Genomic DNA, 17985 nt, shown 5'->3' with positions numbered 1-17985 from the left:
CTTTCGAATCGGGTTTTGTCGCGGAGCCTGTCCACGCTATGCGCCCGGTCGTGCCGGAAGCAGGTTCTCGTTCGCGAGTGCCTGAGCGGGGTTTTCATTGATGATCGGGTGCCAGGGATGAGTCGTTTTCTGCTGTTGTTCGTGCTCTGGGGGACGCTGACGGGGTTGGCCAGCGTGCGCGATGACGTGCTTTTTTCATCCGAGCAGAAGGCATGGCTGGCCGAGCATCGGCAGTTGCAGGTGGGGGTGATCCTGCAAGCGCCTTATGCACAACTGGAGCGACGCCAGCAACGGTTGTCGGGGGCCAACGCGCAGTTCATGGAGCGCCTGGCCCATGTGATGGGGGTCGAGCTGCGCTGGCAGTATTTCAGTACCCAGGACGAGCTGGAGCGGGCGCTGCGCGATAAACGCATCGACCTGGCGCCGGGGCTGTCCCAGACCCCGGCAGGGTTGCGCCTGTGGGACTACTCCGACCCTTACCTGCGGCTCGCCCACCTGTTGCTCGGCCGGCGTGAGGGAACCGGCAGTGTCGACCTGGACGATCTCGAACACGGCGTGCAGGTCAGCGCCTATGTGAACGGTGCGGTGCTCGACTATCTGGTCCAGGGCTATCCGCACCTGCACATAGAGGAAAGCAGCACGGCCAGCCAGGCCTTGCACGCGGTGCTGGGGCTGCAGGCGCGCTATGCGGTGCTGGGCGAGGCCCAGGTCAGTCGTCTGTCGCGGGACCCGGAGTTCGCCGAGCTGGCCATCGTCGGCGATATCGGTTTTCCCGCGTTGCTGCGGGTCGGCACCCGCAAGGACTGGCCCGAACTGGCCGGGATCGTCGATGTGGCCCTGCATGCGATTCCGGCCCGCGAGCTGGACCTGCTGCACCAGCGCTGGTTCCAGATCGCCTACCCGATGCCGTCCGGCACCCAGGACCTGCTGCGTAACCTCAGCCTGTTGTTCGGCATGTTGCTGCTGGTGCTGGGCGTGTTGCTGGCTTCGGTACGGCGCCAGCGCGACGAGTTGCAGGCCAGCCTGCTGGCGGCGCGGCAGGAGATCGAGACCCGTGAGGTGTCACGCGATGCCTTGCGCCTGGCGCAGTTTTCCCTCGACAACAGCACCCTGGGCATTCTCTGGGTCAACTGGGACAGCCATATCGGCTATGCCAACCGCGCGGTCGAGCAGATGTTCGGGTACCCCCACGGCGCATTGGTCGACCGTCCGCTGATCGACCTGGAGCCTCGGTTGCACATGGACCGCTGGTTGGACCTGTGGCGCAAGGTGCGCCAGGAGGACGAGCGCGAGGCGCACTTCGAGACCGAGTGCCGCTGTGCCGATGGCAGCATGTTGCCGGTGGATGTCTCGTTGAGCTTCATGCGCTACCGCAAGACCGAGTACCTGGTGGTCTTCGTCGCCGATGTGACCGAGCGCCGACGCGCCCTGGCCGCATTGCGGGAGAGCCAGGCGCGGTTGGAGGGGATCGCCGCCAACGTGCCGGGCATGGTGTTTCGCCTGGAGCGGGAAAGCCCCGGCGAGGCGCCGAAGTTCGCCTTTATCAGTGAGGGGAGCGAAAGCCTGGCCGGTTATTCCCCAGGCATGCTGCTGAGTGGTCAACGCGGCATCTTCAGCCTGGTGCACGAGGCCGACCAGGCTGACTACCTGGCTCGCCGCGACCGGGCGTTGGCGCATGACCGTGACTGGCAATGGCAGGGCCGCATCCTCACCCGTGGCGGCGAGTTGCGCTGGGCGGACATCAAGGCCACCGCGCGTACGCTCGACAGCGGCGCGGTGGTGTGGGACGGCATCGTCTGGGATATCAGCGAGAACAAGCGCAACGAGCTGGCGCTGGTGGAGTCGCGTCTGCAACTGCGCGAGCTGGCCGCGCACCTGGACAGCGTGCGCGAGGAGGAGAAGGCGCGCATCGCCCGGGAGGTCCATGACGAGCTGGGGCAGATGCTGACGGTGCTGAAACTGGAAACCTCCATGTGCGAGCTGAGCTACGCCTACCTCGATCCGGGGTTGCAGGGGCGACTGGGCAATATGAAGAAGTTGATTGCCCAGTTGTTCCAACTGGTGCGGGACGTGGCCACGGCATTGCGCCCGCCGATCCTCGATGCTGGGATCGGCTCTGCCATCGAGTGGCAGGCGCGGCGCTTCGAGGCGCGCACGCAGATTCCCTGCCTGGTCGAGGTGCCGGAGAGCCTGCCGCCGCTGGCGGATGCCAAGGCCATCGGTCTGTTCCGGGTGCTACAGGAGGCGCTGACCAATGTGATGCGTCATGCGCAGGCGCACACGGTCGAGTTGCGGCTGGTCCTCGAAGGCGGGATGCTGGTGTTGTCGATCAGTGACGACGGCCAGGGTTTCGAGCCTTCCAGCGTGGCGACGAGTTCCTTTGGCCTGGTGGGGATGCGCGAGCGGGTCATGATGCTGGGCGGCAGTCTGGATATAGACAGCCGGGTGGGTGCGGGCACGACGCTGTGCGTGAAGCTGGCGCTGGATGATTGATGGCAAGCAGGAGTACAGGTTGATAAGGGTTCTGGTAGCGGAAGACCACACCATCGTGCGCGAGGGCATCAAGCAGTTGATCGGCCTGGCGAAGGATCTACAGGTGGTTGGCGAGGCCTGCAATGGCGAGCAATTGATGGAGACCCTGCGACAGACGCCCTGTGACGTGGTGCTGCTGGACATCTCCATGCCTGGCGTGAATGGCCTGGAGGCGATCCCGCGCATCCGCGCACTGGCCAGGCCGCCGGCGATCCTGGTGCTGTCCATGCACGATGAGGCGCAGATGGCGGCGCGGGCGTTGAAGGTCGGCGCGGCCGGCTACGCCACCAAGGACAGCGATCCGTCGCTGTTGCTGGCGGCAGTGCGCAAGGTGGCCTTGGGCGGGCGCTATATCGATCCGGACCTGGCTGACCGCATGGTCTTCGAGGTCGGCCTGACCGACGAGCGCCCACCCCATGCGCTGCTGTCGGAACGCGAGTTCTCGGTGTTCGAGCGCCTGGTGCAGGGCGAGGGCGTCAACGAGATCGGCCAGCACCTGGGGCTCAGCGGCAAGACCATCAGCACCCACAAGGCCCGCCTGATGCAAAAGCTCGGCACCAGTTCGGTGGCCGAACTGGTGCGCTATGCGGTGGAGCACAGGCTGATCTGAAGACAGAGGCAGGCTTGGCGCGGATCGCTTGTAACTGCGCCAGAATTGCGCCGGCAGCATCAAAACGGCGCCACTTCAGCTATGTCCGCCTCCACAGAAATACTCAACAGTATCCAGGTGTCCGGGAACGGACTGACGCTGACCGAGCTATTGGCCAGGCACCCTGACATTGCTCGGAGAACAGCACAGCGGCTGATTGCAGCGCTGATAGAAAACGGTCAAATCCCGGCGCAAGGTAAAGGCAGAGCGCGGCGTTATTTCGGAGCTGTTATCCAGGCAGAAACCAGCATCCTTGCCGCCGAAACGGATAGCTTCCCGTCCTTTATCCCGCTGTCGGTAGACAGCCGGGATATCCTCGCCTACATCGACCAGCCACTTGAAGTACACAAGCCCGTTGGCTACCAGCGCGACTTCCTGGACACCTACCGGCCGAACGTAACGAGCTACCTGCCAGAATCCCTGCGCCGCCAACTGCACAGAATGGGTAAGACCACAGATGCCGAGGCGCCTGCAGGCACGTACAGCCGTGCAGTCCTGAATCGCTTGCTGATTGATTTGTCGTGGGCATCGAGTCACCTGGAGGGGAACACCTACTCGCGACTCGATACGCGACAGTTCATCGAACATGGCAAGGCCGCTATCGAAACACAGATGATCCTGAACCATAAAACGGCAATCGAGCTGTTGGTCGAGAACATCGAAAGTGCCGAGTTCAACCGCTACACCGTGATGAACCTGCACAGCGCCTTGGCCGAGAACCTGCTTGCAAACCCCGCAGATGAAGGCCGTATTCGGCAGCATGCCGTCGATATTGGGAAAAGCACCTATCGTCTTCTATCAACACCACAGCAGATCGAGGACACCCTGGGGCTTTTGCTCAACAAGGCCAATCAGATTACTGATCCGTTCGAGCAGTCCTTCTTTATGATGGTGCACCTGCCTTACCTGCAGCCCTTTGCCGACATCAACAAACGCACCTCCCGACTCGCCGCGAACCTGCCACTGTTTCGCGCCAACCTATGTCCGCTGACATTCCTGGATGTTCCGGAGCAGGCCTATAGCCGTGCCACGCTGGGCGTCTATGAAATGACACGGATAGAGCTACTGCGCGATCTGTACCTCTGGGCCTACGAACGCTCAACGCAGGAGTACCTTGCAATCAAGCAAGACCTTGCCGAACCAGATCCACTCCGGCTGACCTGGCGGGACTTGATCAAAACGACTATTCGCGAGGTTGTCACTCATCCGGAGTTCGATCCACTGGCCTGTATTCAACGCGCTGTAGCAGGGCATGTTTCAGACGGTGAGCAGCCAGAAGTGCAGGCACTGATCGTCGAGGAGCTCCGTCGACTGCACGAAGGTGTGCTTGCGCGTTATGGAGTCCGGCCGTTCGAGTTCACCCTCTGGAAATCGCGTCATGGGAATTAACGATCAGCTAGCGCCATGCGAGCCCGTGATCTGAAGTGATGTGGAGGAAGAGGAGGTAACGGAAGTTATCCCGTTACCTGGTACCAATGGCGATTAGAAGTCGTATCTGACCCCTAACGTGAGGTTGCGCGGTTCTCCGTAGAAGCCCATGTTCAGATTGCCGATGCCGGAATAGTACTTTTTATCGAAAATGTTGTTGGCATTGAGGCTGGCGGAAAGATGCTGGTTGAATTTGTAGCGGGCCATGGCATCGACCACTACAAAATCATCCTGTGTGGCTTTGTAGAAGAAGTAAGAGTAAGTGGGTGTCGTAGCAATTTTTGACTGCCAGCGAGCACCGCCACCGATGGTGAGGTTTTGCCAATCGCCAGGAAATTTATAAGTACTCCACAACTTGACTGTATCCAGCGGGTGCTCTGCCGTTCTGCGGGTGTCATTAGCATCTTCCGACCTTGAGTGGCTGTAGCTGGCGCTGACATTCCAGCTCGGTAGCACTTCACCCGTAATCTCGATGTCAATGCCGTTGGTTTTCACACCATCGATGGCACGATAATAGGCGATGTTTGAAGCATCACGGCCTGCAAGCTCGGTGGCGTTGTCACGTTTGACTTGATAGATCGCCACATTGGCATTGAGTTGGCCATCATAGAATTCGCCCTTCCAGCCGATTTCATAGTTGGAACCCACCTGCGGCTCGATTACCTTACGATTGATATCGGTAACATTATTGGGATTAAATATATCGGTGTAGCTGAAGTATACCGACTGTTGTGGTGTAAGATCATACACCAGTCCAGCGTAGGGAGTGACTTCGCCAGATTTCCTATAACCACTCTTATCGCTATAATTATAAATTGGCATTATGAAGGCGGTGTTGTATTTATAATTGGATGAGCGTGCGCCCAATATGACATAAAGTTTGTCGATAGGATTCAGGCGGAGAGCACCATAATATCCTCGTTGGATGATGTAGAAGTCTTGGATGGAGTAGGGGTTTTCTGGTAGTTGATCAGCTGTATGTATGCTAGTTAGGTTAACGGTCGTGCTGCCGTATCCGTAACTTGTCCAGTGAGATTTGTAGCGGTTGAATTCATAGCCAATAATTGCTTGGTGTTCTCTGCCGAATAGCGAGAAAGGACCTTGCAGATTGATCGCGGCAGACTTCTGGCTTAGTGGGTTGATTATTTTTGCTGTCCTAATTGCAAGGAAATTACCTGTTTCCCTATTTATACCGGTGGTCCCACCCTGGTTCATGTTGACAGAGTTTGAGAGTTCTCTGTCAACATCCATATGGCCGCCGGCTATGACCAGTTTCCAATCATTTGCCAACGCTTGGTCGATATTGAAGAAATAGTTAGTTGTTTCGATCTCTTGGTTCTGATGCTTGGAGGTGACCGTGGCTGAGCGGGACAGGTTGGTTTGTTGTCCGTCAGTATAGAATAACGGTGAATCGGCTCCGCCATTGACCTCGTATTTATTGTGGTCAATGCCAAATCGCACCTCGGTGGTATCGGTGATATCCGCTTCCATCACACCGTAATAAACATCTCGCTTTTGGCTGTAATAATCGATAAAGCTGTCATTCTCCTGTTTGGCGCCAACAAAACGGGCGCGTAGTTTACCGCTATCGATCAGTGGGCCTGAAATATCCACCGAGCCGCGATAGTCATCCCAACGACCGACGCTGCCGGCTAGGTTGGCCTGGAATTTCGCGGTGGGTTTCTTGCGCACCATATTGACCATGCCACTGACATTACCTGCACCGGTCATTAGGCCGGTGGCACCACGCACGACTTCGATCCTATCGTAGATCGACATATCGACGAGCTGTTGACTTAAGTTTTGTGTCTGACTCTCCACATGGGTAGTGAGCCCATCGAATTGATACTTGGTAATTTCACTGCCGCGCGAGTAGATATTGAAACGCTCCGAAGAGTTGCGGGCGATGGTGACGCCAGGAGTCTGCTCCAACACCTTGGTAATGCTGGTCAAGTCTTGGTCATCTATGCGCTGGCGAGTGACGACGCTGATGGATTGCGGGGTTTCGCGGATGGACAGGTTCATCTTGGTGGCTGTGCTGGTGACGCCGGTGGTGTAGGAGCCGGTGCCTTCGGTGATGGCCGAATCCTTGGCCGAGGTGTCGACGATATTGGTGGCGTCCAGCTCCAGGGCATTCTGGGCGCTCAGTTCATAACGGCCTGATGCGACGCGGATGGCGTTCAGTCCAGTCCCGCGTAACAAGATGCCCAGCGCCTGCTCCACCGAATGGTTGCCTTGCAGGGCCTGGCTTTGCCGATCCCGGGTCAGCCCGGCATCGCCCGCGAGGTAGATCCCCGCCTGGCTGGCGAACTGGTTGAGGCGTTCGGCCAGTGGGCCGGCGGGCAGGTCGTAGTGCTGCTGCTCGGCCGCCAGGCTGACGGGGGCCTGTACCGCCAGGGCGGTGCCAATCAGCAGTGGAATGGCCAGCGCGAGCGGGCGCAGGGAGGGTTGGGAGAGGTGCCTTGCCATTGGGTTTTCCTGTGTTGTCGGAGTGGGCAGAACGCGTTCTTCTCCAACTAACTCGTTCGAGTGGGGAAAACCGGAAGCGGGAATGAGAATTTTTTGAATGGAAGGCGGCTACCCAGGGCTGAGCGCCCATGACTTGCCGCCGCGTCAGCGTGCCTCCAGCGTGGTCCACCAGGGCAGGGGACGGGCGATGCGGATCGGCAGGGCGCTGGCAAGCATGTCCAGGGTCTGTTGCGGGTCGTGCAGCGGATAGGTGCCCATCACCCGCAGGTCGGCGATTTCCGGCGCGACGCCAAGGTGCCCGCGTATGTGCGGGGCCAGTTCGGCGATCAACTCCTCCAGGCGCGTATCGCTGGCTTGCAGCAGGCCGTGGCTCCAGCCCTCGCGCAGGGCCTGGGCCGGCCCACTGTCGAGGATGGACCGCCGGTCGAAGAGGCTCTGCTCCCCGGCCTGCACGACATGAACGCCGCCGTCATGGGGGCGAATTTCCACCGCGCCCTGGAACACCGAGAGCTGGGTCGCGCCGTCCCGCAGACGCACGCTGAAGCGGGTGCCCAGCGCCCGCAGGCGGCCCTGCTCGGTCTCGACGATAAAGGGGCGTGGATCGCGGGCCGTGTCGATCAGCACTTCACCGCGTAGCAAGGCCAGGTGGCGAAGGTCGGTGGTGAAGGTTTCGTTCAGGGCGCTGTCGCTGTTCAACCAGGCTTGGGAACCATCGCCCAGGCGCAAGGCCAGCACGCGGCTGGCGTTGCGATGGTCGGCGCGCCAGACCGACAGCCGCTCCGGCAGCGCGGTGTGGCGCCAGCTCAGCCAGCCCAGCACCGGGGCACCCAGCAGCAAGGCCAGGGTGCGCAGGTGCTGGCGCCGGGAGCGCAGTTGCTGCCCGGCCTGGCGCAGGGTCTGTGCATGCAGGTCGCTGCCGGGCTGTAGCGCCTGGAAGCGTTGGCTGACGCGCTCGACGTAGGCCCAGGCGCTGCGGTGGCGGTCATCTTCCGCCAGCCAGGTCTGCCATGCCTGGCGGGTATCGGCATCGTCAGCTTCGCCGTTGAGTCGGGCATACCAGCGGGCGGCCTGTTGCAGGATCGCGTGTTCGTGGGCGGCGGCGGGCATTCAGGCCAGGGCCTCGTCCAGCTCCATTTCCAGCAGCATGCAGCGGTACATGGCCTGGGCCATGTACTTGGTCACGGTGCGTTCGGAAACGCCCAGGCGTTCGCCGATGGCGCGGTAGCCAAGGCCTTCGAACTGCGACAGCAGGAAGGCTTCGGCGACCTTCTCCGGCAGCGCCGCCAGCATGCGGTGAACCTGTTGCAGGGCTTCCATGACCAGCGCCCGTCGTTCCTCTGAAGGCGCATGTTCCTGAGGGCGTTCGAGCATGACCGCGTGCCAGGCCTGCTCCACTTCGCGCCGCCGCCAGAAGTCGATGCAGACGTTGCGCGACAGGGTGCTCAGGTAGGCCCGCAGGTGCTCGTCGCTCTCGAAGGCGCGTGGCTTGGCCAGCAGGCGCAGGAAGACGTCATGGGCCAGGTCGGCGCTGTCGTCGGCATTGCCGAGGCGACGCTGCAGCCATTGGCGTACCCAGCCGTGGTGGGCCTGGTAGTAGGACTGTACCTGCTCGGGGTAGGAGGACATCGTGGCGCTCGGGGAGGTGATATGCGGATGAGAACTCTTATTACTCTATCGGGGCGCCTGTGCACTGACAACGCCTGCCACGACTTTGGTCTGTAGTCCCCGCCCTACAGGCATCTTTCCCGCCGCCTTATAACAATCTCTCCTGCCGTCCGATTTTTTCGTTCTGTCGTCCTGTTTAGTCTGTTGCCATCCAGACAGATAGACGAAAGGGTGTGGCCATGGCCGAGATTCACGATAGCGAGGTGCTGGTCAGCTTTCGCGGTGTGCAGAAGACCTATGACGGCGAGTCGCTGATCGTCAAGGACCTCAACCTGGACATCCGCAAGGGCGAATTCCTGACCCTGCTCGGGCCGTCCGGTTCGGGCAAGACCACCAGCCTGATGATGCTGGCCGGCTTCGAGACGCCGACCTCCGGGGTGATCGAACTGGGCGGACGGGCGCTGAACAACGTGCCGCCGCACAAGCGCGACATCGGCATGGTGTTCCAGAACTACGCACTGTTCCCGCACATGACGGTGGCGGAGAACCTGGCCTTCCCGTTGTCGGTGCGCGGTATCAACCGCACCGACAGCAGCGAGCGGGTCAAGCGCGCGCTGTCGATGGTGCAACTGGAGTCCTTCGCCTCGCGCTACCCCGGCCAGCTTTCCGGTGGCCAGCAGCAGCGGGTGGCCTTGGCGCGAGCGCTGGTGTTCGAGCCACAACTGGTGCTGATGGACGAGCCGCTGGGCGCGCTGGACAAGCAACTGCGCGAACACATGCAGATGGAGATCAAGCACATCCACGAGCGCCTCGGCGTGACCGTGGTCTACGTCACCCACGACCAGGGCGAGGCGCTGACCATGTCCGACCGCGTGGCGGTGTTCCACCAGGGCGAGATCCAGCAGATCGCCCCGCCGCGTGAGCTGTACGAATTCCCGCGCAATACTTTCGTCGCCAACTTCATCGGCGAAAACAACCGCCTCGATGGCCGACTGCTCAGCCGCGACGGCGAGCGCTGCGTGGTCAGCCTGGCACGTGGCGAGAAGGTCGAGGCTCTGGCGGTCAAGGTGGGCAATCCGGGCGACCCGGTGACCCTGTCGGTACGCCCCGAGCGTATCCGCCTGAACGGCGCCAGCGAAACCTGCGGCAACCGTTTCTCCGGCCGCGTGGAAGAGTTCATCTACCTCGGAGATCACGTCCGGGTGCGCCTGGAGGTCTGCGGCGCCAAGGACTTCTTCGTCAAACAGCCGATCGCCGAGCTCGACCCGAGCCTGGCGGTGGGCGATGTCATTCCGCTGGGCTGGCATGTCGAGCATGTCCGTGCGCTCGATCCCCAATTGAACAGCCTCTGATATTCAAGCCAACTGGAGCAGACGATGATGACCAAGAACACGTACAGGATGGGCGCGTTGGCCCTGACCCTGGCCTGCGCCGCACCGGCACTGGCTGCCGATCTGACCGTGGTGTCCTTCGGCGGCGCCAACAAGGCCGCGCAGGTCAAGGCCTTCTATCAACCCTGGGAAAAGGCCGGCAACGGTCGGATCATCGCTGGTGAGTTCAATGGTGAGATGGCGCGGGTCAAGGCCATGGTCGACACCAACAGCGTGTCCTGGAACCTGGTGGAGCTGGAGTCACCGGAACTGGCACGCGGCTGCGACGAAGGGCTGTTCGAAGAGCTCGACGAGGAATTGGCCGGTGCCCGCGAGGATTTCGTCGAAGGTGCCATTTCCCCTTGTGGCGTGGGCTTCTTCGTCTGGTCGACGGTGCTGGCCTACAACGCCGACAAACTGAAGAGCGCCCCGACCAGTTGGGCGGATTTCTGGGACGTGCAGAAATTCCCTGGCAAGCGCGGCTTGCGCAAGGGCGCCAAGTACACCCTGGAATTCGCGCTGATGGCCGATGGCGTGGCGCCCAAGGATGTCTATGAGGTGCTGTCCAGCCGTGCAGGCCAGGATCGTGCGTTCGCCAAGCTGGACCAGATCAAGTCGCAGATCCAGTGGTGGGAAGCCGGCGCGCAGCCGCCGCAGTTCCTCGCCTCGGGCGACGTGGTGATGAGCTCCGCCTACAACGGCCGGATCGCCGCCGTGCAGCAGGAGAGCAACCTGCAGATCGTCTGGAACGGCGGCATCTACGACTTCGATGCCTGGGCCATTCCGCGTGGCGCCAAGGACCAGGACGCGGCCAAGGCGTTCATTCAGTTCAGCGTGCAACCCGAGCAGCAGAAGACCTACTCGCAGAACATCGCCTACGGCCCGGCCAACAAGAAGGCGCTGGCGCTGCTTGAGCCGAAGCTACTGGAGCAGATGCCCACCGCGCCGCAGAACATCGCCAACCAGGTGGCCATGGACGTGGTGTTCTGGGCCGACTACGGCGAGCAACTGGAACAGCGTTTCAACGCCTGGGCCGCACGCAACTGAGTTCGAGCCCCCGCCGCAAGGATGGGGGCGCTTCCATTTTTTCCGGAGTTCGCTATGGACGCAGCCATGCCCCTGGCAGAGGGTGCCAGCCCTTCACTGAAAAAACGCCTGGCGCGTGCCGAGCGTGTCAACCGACTGAAATCGCAGTTGCTGATCCTGCCGTTGCTGGCCTTCGTGCTGCTGGTCTTCCTGGTGCCGATGCTGGCGCTGCTGGAGCGCAGTGTGGATAACCCCGAGGTGGTCGGCTCGATGCCGCGCACCGTGGTCGCCATCGAGAACTGGAATGGCAAGGGCCTGCCCGCCGAGCCGGTCTACCAGGCGCTGGCCGAGGACCTGGCCGAGGCCCGGCGCCAGCAGACCCTGGGCGACCTGTCCAAGCGCATGAACATGGAACTGGCCGGCTACCGCAGCCTGATGGCCAAGACCGCCCGTGCGCTGCCGTTCAAGGAAACCCCCGCATCCTACAAGGACGCCCTGGAGTCCATGGACGAGCGCTGGGGCGACCCGGCGTACTGGCAGGTGATCCGCCGCAATACCAGCGCCGTCACGCCGTACTACCTGCTGGCGGCCCTCGACCATCGCATCGACGAGTTGGGCGAGCTGAGCAAGGCCACGCCGGACCAGGCCATTTACCTCGACATCTTCGCCCGCACCTTCTGGATGGGCCTGGCGATCACCGCCATCTGCCTGGTGCTGGCCTATCCGTTGGCTTACCTGCTGGCGACCCTGCCGACCCGCCAGAGCAACCTGCTGATGATCCTGGTGCTGCTGCCGTTCTGGACCTCGATCCTGGTACGTGTGGCGGCCTGGATCGTGCTGCTGCAGTCGGGCGGCCTGATCAACGGTGCGTTGCAGGCGCTGGGCATCATCGACGAGCCACTGCAACTGGTGTTCAACCGTACCGGGGTCTATATCTCGATGGTGCACATCATGCTGCCGTTCATGATCCTGCCGATCTACAGCGTGATGAAGAACATCTCGCCGACCTACATGCGTGCCGCGATCTCCCTCGGCTGCCACCCGTTCGCCAGCTTCTGGCGGGTGTACTTCCCGCAGACCCTGGCCGGGGTCAGTGCCGGTTGCCTGCTGGTGTTCATCCTGTCCATCGGCTACTACATCACGCCGGCGCTGCTGGGCAGCCCGGGCGACCAGATGGTCAGCTACTTCGTGGCCTTCTACACCAACACATCGATCAACTGGGGCATGGCGACGGCGCTCGGCGGTATGCTGCTGCTGGCCACCCTGGTGCTGTATGTCATCTATAGCTGGCTGGTGGGCGCGAACCGCCTGCGCCTGGGTTGAGGAGCACGAACATGCTGAATCCCTATATGTCCCTGCCCGAGCGACTCTGGTATTACGGGCTGCGCATCATCTGCGGCCTGGTGCTGCTGTTCCTGATCCTGCCGGTGCTGGTCATCGTGCCGCTGTCGTTCACCTCGGGGACTTTTCTGGTCTACCCCATCGAGTCCTTCTCGCTGCGCTGGTACGAGGATTTCTTCAGTTCGGCGAGCTGGATGCGTGCGTTGAAGAACAGCCTGATCGTGGCCCCGGCCGCGACCCTGCTGGCGATGGTGCTGGGCACCCTGGCAGCGATCGGCCTGACCCGTGGCGAGTTCCGCGGCAAAGCGCTGCTGATGAGCATCCTGATCTCGCCGATGGTGGTGCCGGTGGTGATCGTCGGCGTCGCCAGCTACCTGTTCTTCGCGCCGCTGGGCATGGGCAACAGCTATATCTCGCTGATCCTGGTGCACGCGGTACTGGGCGTGCCCTTCGTCGTCATCACCGTGTCGGCCACGCTGCAGGGTTTCAACCACAACCTGGTGCGCGCTGCCGCCAGCCTCGGTGCCTCGCCGTTCACTGCGTTCCGCCGGGTGACGCTGCCGCTGATCGCGCCGGGCGTGGTGTCGGGGGCGCTGTTCGCCTTCGCCACGTCCTTCGACGAGGTGGTGGCGACGCTGTTCCTCGCCGGCCCGGAGCAGGTCACCCTGCCTCGGCAGATGTTCAGCGGTATCCGCGAGAACCTCAGCCCGACCATCGCGGCGGCGGCGACCCTGCTGATCGGCTTCTCCGTCCTGCTGCTGCTCACCCTGGAGTGGTTGCGCGGTCGCAGCGAACGCCTGCGCACCCAACAGGCGTAGGGTGCGCCATGCGCACCGAGACTGATAAACCGCCACTATGCTGATTTCAAGGAAACCCCGATGACTCTGACCCTGCAAGACCCCGGCCTGCTGCGCCAGCAGGCCTATGTGAACGGCCTCTGGTGCGATGCCGATGGCGGTGAGCGTACGGAAATCCGCAACCCGGCCGATGGCCGTCCGATTGGCCAGGTGCCCAATATGGGCCGTGCCGAAACCCGGCGCGCCATCGAGGCAGCCAAGGCCGCCCAGCCGGCCTGGCGCGCGCTGACCGCGAAAGAGCGCGCGGCACGTCTGCGTCTCTGGTATGAGCTGATCCTGGCCAGCCAGGATGACCTGGCGCGCATCATGACCGCCGAGCAAGGTAAACCGCTGGCCGAGGCCCGGGGTGAGATCGCCTATGCCGCGTCCTTCATCGAGTGGTTCGCCGAGGAAGCCAAACGTGTCTATGGCGACACCATCCCCGGTCACCAGGCGGACAAGCGGCTGATCGTGCAGAAGGAGCCCATTGGTGTGGCTGCCGCCATCACGCCGTGGAACTTCCCTGCCGCGATGATCACCCGCAAAGCTGGTCCGGCACTGGCCGCCGGTTGCGCCATGGTGCTCAAGCCGGCACCGCAGACGCCGTTCTCCGCACTGGCGCTGGCTGAGCTGGCCGAGCGTGCGGGCATTCCGGCCGGGTTGTTCAGTGTCATCACCGCCGACGTGGAGCGCTCCCGCGAGGTGGGTGGCGAACTCTGCGAAAACCCCATCGTGCGCAAGCTGTCGTTCACCGGCTCGACCGGCGTCGGCATCCGTCTGATGGAGCAATGCGCGCCGACCCTGAAGAAGCTGTCGTTGGAACTGGGTGGCAATGCGCCCTTTATCGTCTTCGAGGATGCCGACCTGGACGCGGCGGTCGAGGGGGCGATGGTGTCCAAGTTCCGCAATGCCGGGCAGACCTGTGTCTGTGCCAACCGCCTGTATGTGCACGAGCGTGTCTATGACGCCTTTGCCGAGAAGCTTGCCGCCGCAGTGGCGAAGCTGCGGGTCGGGCCGGGTGTCGAGGACGGCGTGACCACCGGACCTCTGATTGACGGGCGGGCGCTGGAGAAGGTGCGTGAGCACCTGGACGATGCGCTGGGCAAGGGCGCCCGGGTCATCCAGGGCGGAGCAGCGCATGCCTTGGGCGGTAATTTCTTCGAGCCGACGGTGATCACCGGTGTCACTGCCGACATGCGCGTGGCCCGGGAAGAAACCTTCGGCCCGCTGGCGCCGCTGTTCCGCTTCAGCGACGAGCAGGACGTGGTTCGCCAGGCCAACGATACCGAGTTCGGTCTGGCGGCCTATTTCTACTCCCGTGACCTGTCCCGGGTGTTCCGTGTCGCCGAGGCGCTGGAGTACGGCATGGTCGGTATCAATACCGGGCTGATCTCCAACGAAGTGGCGCCGTTCGGCGGCATGAAATCTTCCGGCCTGGGTCGCGAAGGTTCAAGATACGGGCTGGATGAGTACCTGGAAATCAAGTACCTGTGCCTGGGCATCGCGTAGGGTGCGCCGTGCGCACCGGTGATGAGCATGACGGTTCGGTGCGCATGGCGCCCCCTACCGGGAGCGATTGATTGAACGGGGCAAGGCGCGAAAGAGCGCGCGGCGCCCCCGCTGCACCCCTGAACCGGCCCATGAACGGGCCTGAAAAAGCCCCGGCAAGGCCACGCAGTCGATCATCGTATGCTGCGTCGCCCGCTACCGGAGGCTGCATCCTTGGACGGAGCCGCACGATGAGCGGCCAATGAGGACTCTATGAGCAAGACCAACGCATCCCTGTTGCAACGCCGTGCCGCCGCCGTACCGCGCGGTGTCGGACAAACCCATCCGGTGGTCGCCGAGCGCGCCGAGAACGCCACGGTCTGGGACGTGGAAGGGCGCGAGTACATCGATTTCGCGGGCGGTATCGCCGTACTCAACACCGGGCACCTGCACCCGAAAGTGGTGGCCGCGGTGCAGGAGCAACTGACCAAGCTGTCGCACACCTGCTTTCAGGTGCTGGCCTACGAGCCCTATATCGAGCTGTGCGAAGAGATAAACAAGCGCATCCCCGGCGACTTCGCCAAGAAGACCCTGCTGGTCACTTCCGGCTCGGAGGCGGTGGAGAACGCGGTGAAGATCGCCCGTGCCGTCACCGGCCGTGCCGGCGTGATCGCCTTCACCGGCGCCTACCACGGCCGCACCATGATGACCCTGGGCCTGACCGGCAAGGTCGCGCCGTATTCGGCAGGCATGGGCCTGATGCCGGGTGGCATCTTCCGCGCCCTGGCGCCGTGCGAGCTGCATGGCGTCAGCGAGGACGATTCCATCGCCAGCATCGAGCGCATCTTCAAGAACGACGCGCAGCCGCGTGATATCGCCGCGATCATCATCGAGCCGGTACAGGGCGAGGGCGGTTTCTACGTCAATTCGCCGGCCTTCATGAAGCGCCTGCGCGCGCTGTGCGACGAGCACGGTATCCTGCTGGTCGCTGACGAAGTGCAGACCGGCGCCGGGCGCACCGGCACCTTCTTCGCCACCGAGCAACTGGGCGTGGTGCCGGACCTGACCACCTTCGCCAAGTCGGTGGGTGGTGGTTTCCCGATCTCCGGCGTCAGTGGCAAAGCCGAACTGATGGACGCCATCGCACCCGGTGGTCTGGGCGGCACCTATGCGGGCAGCCCGATCGCCTGCGCGGCGGCGCTGGCGGTGCTCAAGGTGTTCGAGGAAGAGAAACTGCTGGAGCGTTCCAATGCCCTGGGCGAGAAGCTCAAGGTCGGGCTGCGGGAAATCCAGGCGCGGCATCCGGTAATCGGCGATGTGCGCGGACTGGGCTCGATGGTCGCCATCGAACTGTTCGAAGGTGGCGATGTGCACAAGCCGGCGGCGGAGCTGGTCGGCAAGCTGGTGGTGCGTGCCCGCGAGAAGGGACTGATCCTGTTGTCCTGCGGCACCTACTACAACGTGATTCGCTTCCTGATGCCGGTGACCATCCCTGACGCGCAGCTGGAGAAGGGCCTGGCCATCCTGGCCGAGTGCTTCGACGAACTGGCGTAAAGGTCGGCTGGAAGCTTCGGCTTCCAGCTCTTTGCTACACTGGCGCCCTTGCCGGCGCCAGACCGGCCTCCCATTCGCCAGCAGGAGGCGTCCATGTCCAATGACCGCCATTACTCACCCGTCGACCATCTGTTGATGCAGACCGACGCGGCCTTGCGCTCGCTCTTGCCGTTCAGTGGCCAGCCCCATCGTCCTTCGCCAGCGCTGGCCAAGGAGGAGGTCGAGTTGAGTGAGAGTCAGAGCCGGCATGTCGCCGGGCTGATGCGTATCAACCATACCGGCGAGGTCTGCGCCCAGGCGCTGTACCAGGGGCAAGCCCTGACTGCGCGTCTGCCCAAGGTGCGCAAGGCGATGGAGCACGCCGCCGAGGAAGAGATCGACCACCTGGCCTGGTGCGAGCAGCGCATCCATCAGTTGGGCAGTCACACCAGTGTGCTCAACCCGCTGTTCTATGGGCTGTCCTTCGGTATCGGGGCGACGGCGGGGTTGATCAGCGACCGTGTCAGCCTGGGCTTCGTTGCCGCGACAGAGGATCAGGTGTGCAAGCACCTGGACGAACACCTGCAAAAGCTTCCTGCCGACGACGAGAAGTCCCGGGCGATTCTGTTGCAGATGCGCGAGGACGAGGCGCAGCACGCGAACACGGCGATCAAGGCTGGAGGCTATCGCTTCCCGACGCCGGTCAAGTTCGCCATGGGCCTGATGGCCAAGGTCATGACCAAGACCACCTATCGGATCTAGCCGTCAGCGGTCAGTTACACGTCATGCGGGGCAGGGAAGCGCCTGGAGGACAGGCGCTTTTCACTTTGCTCAGGCTTGCGGCTCTGTCGCGGGGTTGCCCAGCAACTGGCCCATCTGTACCGGGCTCTGCGCGGCCAGCCCTTCGGCCCAGGCGACCTGCTCAGGGCCGAACAGCAGGATGACCGTCGAACCCAGCTTGAAGCGGCCCATTTCTTCACCTTTTTCCAGATGAACCGGTGCCCGGGCGGCTTCGTCGTAGCGCTGGACCTTGAGGGTGCGGCGTGGCGGCGTGACCAGGCCGGCCCAGACGGTTTCGATGCTGGCGACGATCATGGCGCCGACCAGTACCATCGCCATCGGGCCGCGTTCGGTGTCGAACAGGCAGACAACGCGCTCGTTACGGGCGAACAACTCAGGTACGCCCTGTGCCGTCACGCCATTGACCGAGAAGATGCGGCCCGGCACATAGACCATCTCGCGCAGGGTGCCGCTCAGCGGCATGTGCACGCGGTGGTAGTCGCGAGGCGACAGGTAGATGGTGGCGAAGTCGCCCCCCATGAACGGTGCGGCCCGTTCGGCATCGCCGCCGAGCAGTTCGATCACGCTGTAGCTGTGGCCCTTGGCCTGGAATACCCGGCCTTGCTCGATTTTCCCCAGTTGGCTGACGGCACCGTCGGCTGGCTGGAGGATGGCGCCTGGCGTCGGGTCCAGGGGACGGGCGCCGTCCTTCAGGGCACGGGTGAAGAAGGCGTTGAAGTGTTCGTACTCGGTCGGCTCCTCGACCCGGGCCAGGCTCATGTCGACCTGGAAGCGCTGGATGAACCAGCGAATGAAGCTGTTCTTGACCCAGGGCAGCCGGCATTCGGCCAGGCAGCCGGCCAGGCGCGAGATCAGGTGATGAGGCAGCAGGTACTGACTCAGGACGAACAGGCGATCTTTCATTGAG

General features: G+C 62.7%; 14 protein-coding genes. 10 read left to right on the top strand and 4 right to left on the bottom strand.

From position 1 onward, the window contains the following. Nucleotides 1-117 precede the first annotated feature (117 nt). The 3 genes from HW090_RS06455 to HW090_RS06445 all read left to right on the top strand — a co-directional run bounded on the left by HW090_RS06455 (nucleotide 118) and on the right by HW090_RS06445 (nucleotide 4570). Entirely contained in the window at nucleotides 118-2493 is a 2376-nt protein-coding gene (locus HW090_RS06455; protein WP_179112734.1) for a PAS domain S-box protein, read from the top strand. Then, the gene (locus HW090_RS06450; protein ID WP_179112733.1) at nucleotides 2486-3142 is read left to right on the top strand and encodes a response regulator transcription factor; all 657 of its coding nucleotides are present in this window, start codon (nucleotides 2486-2488) and stop codon (nucleotides 3140-3142) included. The genes HW090_RS06455 and HW090_RS06450 overlap by 8 nt, the downstream gene beginning before the upstream one ends. An 81-nt stretch (nucleotides 3143-3223) precedes the next feature. Next, the gene (locus tag HW090_RS06445; RefSeq protein WP_179112732.1) at nucleotides 3224-4570 is read left to right on the top strand and encodes a Fic family protein; all 1347 of its coding nucleotides are present in this window, start codon (nucleotides 3224-3226) and stop codon (nucleotides 4568-4570) included. A 93-nt stretch (nucleotides 4571-4663) separates the two neighbouring features. Here HW090_RS06445 and HW090_RS06440 read toward each other — a convergent pair whose 3' ends face one another. The 3 genes from HW090_RS06440 to HW090_RS06430 all read right to left on the bottom strand — a co-directional run bounded on the left by HW090_RS06440 (nucleotide 4664) and on the right by HW090_RS06430 (nucleotide 8704). Further along, a complete protein-coding gene (locus HW090_RS06440; RefSeq protein WP_179112731.1) occupies nucleotides 4664-7078 on the bottom strand; it encodes a TonB-dependent siderophore receptor in 2415 nt (804 codons plus the stop codon). A 144-nt stretch (nucleotides 7079-7222) separates the two neighbouring features. Further along, on the bottom strand, nucleotides 7223-8185 hold the full coding sequence (locus HW090_RS06435; RefSeq protein WP_256930757.1) for a FecR domain-containing protein: 963 nt from the start codon (nucleotides 8183-8185) through the stop codon (nucleotides 7223-7225). Next, the gene (locus tag HW090_RS06430; protein ID WP_179112730.1) at nucleotides 8186-8704 is read right to left on the bottom strand and encodes a sigma-70 family RNA polymerase sigma factor; all 519 of its coding nucleotides are present in this window, start codon (nucleotides 8702-8704) and stop codon (nucleotides 8186-8188) included. Nucleotides 8705-8922: 218 nt separating this feature from the next. On the opposite strand from HW090_RS06430, the gene HW090_RS06425 reads away from it, so the two are divergent. The 7 genes from HW090_RS06425 to coq7 all read left to right on the top strand — a co-directional run bounded on the left by HW090_RS06425 (nucleotide 8923) and on the right by coq7 (nucleotide 17039). Then, a complete protein-coding gene (locus HW090_RS06425; RefSeq protein ID WP_179112729.1) occupies nucleotides 8923-10035 on the top strand; it encodes an ABC transporter ATP-binding protein in 1113 nt (370 codons plus the stop codon). Between the two features lie 24 nt (nucleotides 10036-10059). Beyond that, entirely contained in the window at nucleotides 10060-11100 is a 1041-nt protein-coding gene (locus HW090_RS06420) for an ABC transporter substrate-binding protein (RefSeq protein ID WP_373416368.1), read from the top strand. 54 nt (nucleotides 11101-11154) lie between these two features. Then, nucleotides 11155-12402: an ABC transporter permease gene (locus tag HW090_RS06415; protein ID WP_179112728.1), complete on the top strand. Its 1248-nt coding sequence runs from the start codon at nucleotides 11155-11157 to the stop codon at nucleotides 12400-12402. 11 nt (nucleotides 12403-12413) lie between these two features. After that, nucleotides 12414-13238 (top strand): ABC transporter permease, encoded by an 825-nt coding sequence (locus HW090_RS06410; protein WP_179112727.1) that lies wholly within the window; start codon nucleotides 12414-12416, stop codon nucleotides 13236-13238. A gap of 66 nt (nucleotides 13239-13304) precedes the next feature. Next, nucleotides 13305-14765 (top strand): NADP-dependent succinate-semialdehyde dehydrogenase, encoded by a 1461-nt coding sequence (gene gabD / locus HW090_RS06405; protein ID WP_256930790.1) that lies wholly within the window; start codon nucleotides 13305-13307, stop codon nucleotides 14763-14765. 252 nt (nucleotides 14766-15017) lie between these two features. Continuing rightward, nucleotides 15018-16298 (top strand): 4-aminobutyrate--2-oxoglutarate transaminase, encoded by a 1281-nt coding sequence (gene gabT, locus HW090_RS06400; protein ID WP_179112725.1) that lies wholly within the window; start codon nucleotides 15018-15020, stop codon nucleotides 16296-16298. A gap of 93 nt (nucleotides 16299-16391) precedes the next feature. Further along, entirely contained in the window at nucleotides 16392-17039 is a 648-nt protein-coding gene (coq7, locus tag HW090_RS06395; protein ID WP_179112724.1) for a 2-polyprenyl-3-methyl-6-methoxy-1,4-benzoquinone monooxygenase, read from the top strand. A 69-nt stretch (nucleotides 17040-17108) separates the two neighbouring features. Here the strand turns inward: coq7 and asd are convergent, their stop codons facing one another. Next, nucleotides 17109-17981: an archaetidylserine decarboxylase gene (gene asd / locus HW090_RS06390; RefSeq protein ID WP_179112723.1), complete on the bottom strand. Its 873-nt coding sequence runs from the start codon at nucleotides 17979-17981 to the stop codon at nucleotides 17109-17111. Nucleotides 17982-17985: the final 4 nt, after the last annotated feature.

Origin of the sequence: Pseudomonas sp. ABC1 (assembly GCF_013395055.1) — a bacterium.
Lineage (GTDB): Bacteria > Pseudomonadota > Gammaproteobacteria > Pseudomonadales > Pseudomonadaceae > Stutzerimonas.
This window is presented reverse-complemented; position numbering and strand designations above follow the sequence as displayed.

Bases quoted from the DNA above. Each gene is read 5' to 3' on its own strand.
- HW090_RS06440 (WP_179112731.1), bottom strand. From the start codon at position 7,078: ATGGCAAGGCACCTCTCCCAACCCTCCCTGCGCCCGCTCGCGCTGGCC.
- coq7 (WP_179112724.1), top strand. From the start codon at position 16,392: ATGTCCAATGACCGCCATTACTCACCCGTCGACCATCTGTTGATGCAG.
- HW090_RS06430 (WP_179112730.1), bottom strand. From the start codon at position 8,704: ATGTCCTCCTACCCCGAGCAGGTACAGTCCTACTACCAGGCCCACCAC.
- HW090_RS06455 (WP_179112734.1), top strand. From the start codon at position 118: ATGAGTCGTTTTCTGCTGTTGTTCGTGCTCTGGGGGACGCTGACGGGG.
- HW090_RS06420 (WP_373416368.1), top strand. From the start codon at position 10,060: ATGATGACCAAGAACACGTACAGGATGGGCGCGTTGGCCCTGACCCTG.
- HW090_RS06445 (WP_179112732.1), top strand. From the start codon at position 3,224: ATGTCCGCCTCCACAGAAATACTCAACAGTATCCAGGTGTCCGGGAAC.
- HW090_RS06450 (WP_179112733.1), top strand. From the start codon at position 2,486: ATGATTGATGGCAAGCAGGAGTACAGGTTGATAAGGGTTCTGGTAGCG.
- gabT (WP_179112725.1), top strand. From the start codon at position 15,018: ATGAGCAAGACCAACGCATCCCTGTTGCAACGCCGTGCCGCCGCCGTA.
- asd (WP_179112723.1), bottom strand. From the start codon at position 17,981: ATGAAAGATCGCCTGTTCGTCCTGAGTCAGTACCTGCTGCCTCATCAC.
- HW090_RS06435 (WP_256930757.1), bottom strand. From the start codon at position 8,185: ATGCCCGCCGCCGCCCACGAACACGCGATCCTGCAACAGGCCGCCCGC.
- HW090_RS06410 (WP_179112727.1), top strand. From the start codon at position 12,414: ATGCTGAATCCCTATATGTCCCTGCCCGAGCGACTCTGGTATTACGGG.
- HW090_RS06425 (WP_179112729.1), top strand. From the start codon at position 8,923: ATGGCCGAGATTCACGATAGCGAGGTGCTGGTCAGCTTTCGCGGTGTG.
- HW090_RS06415 (WP_179112728.1), top strand. From the start codon at position 11,155: ATGGACGCAGCCATGCCCCTGGCAGAGGGTGCCAGCCCTTCACTGAAA.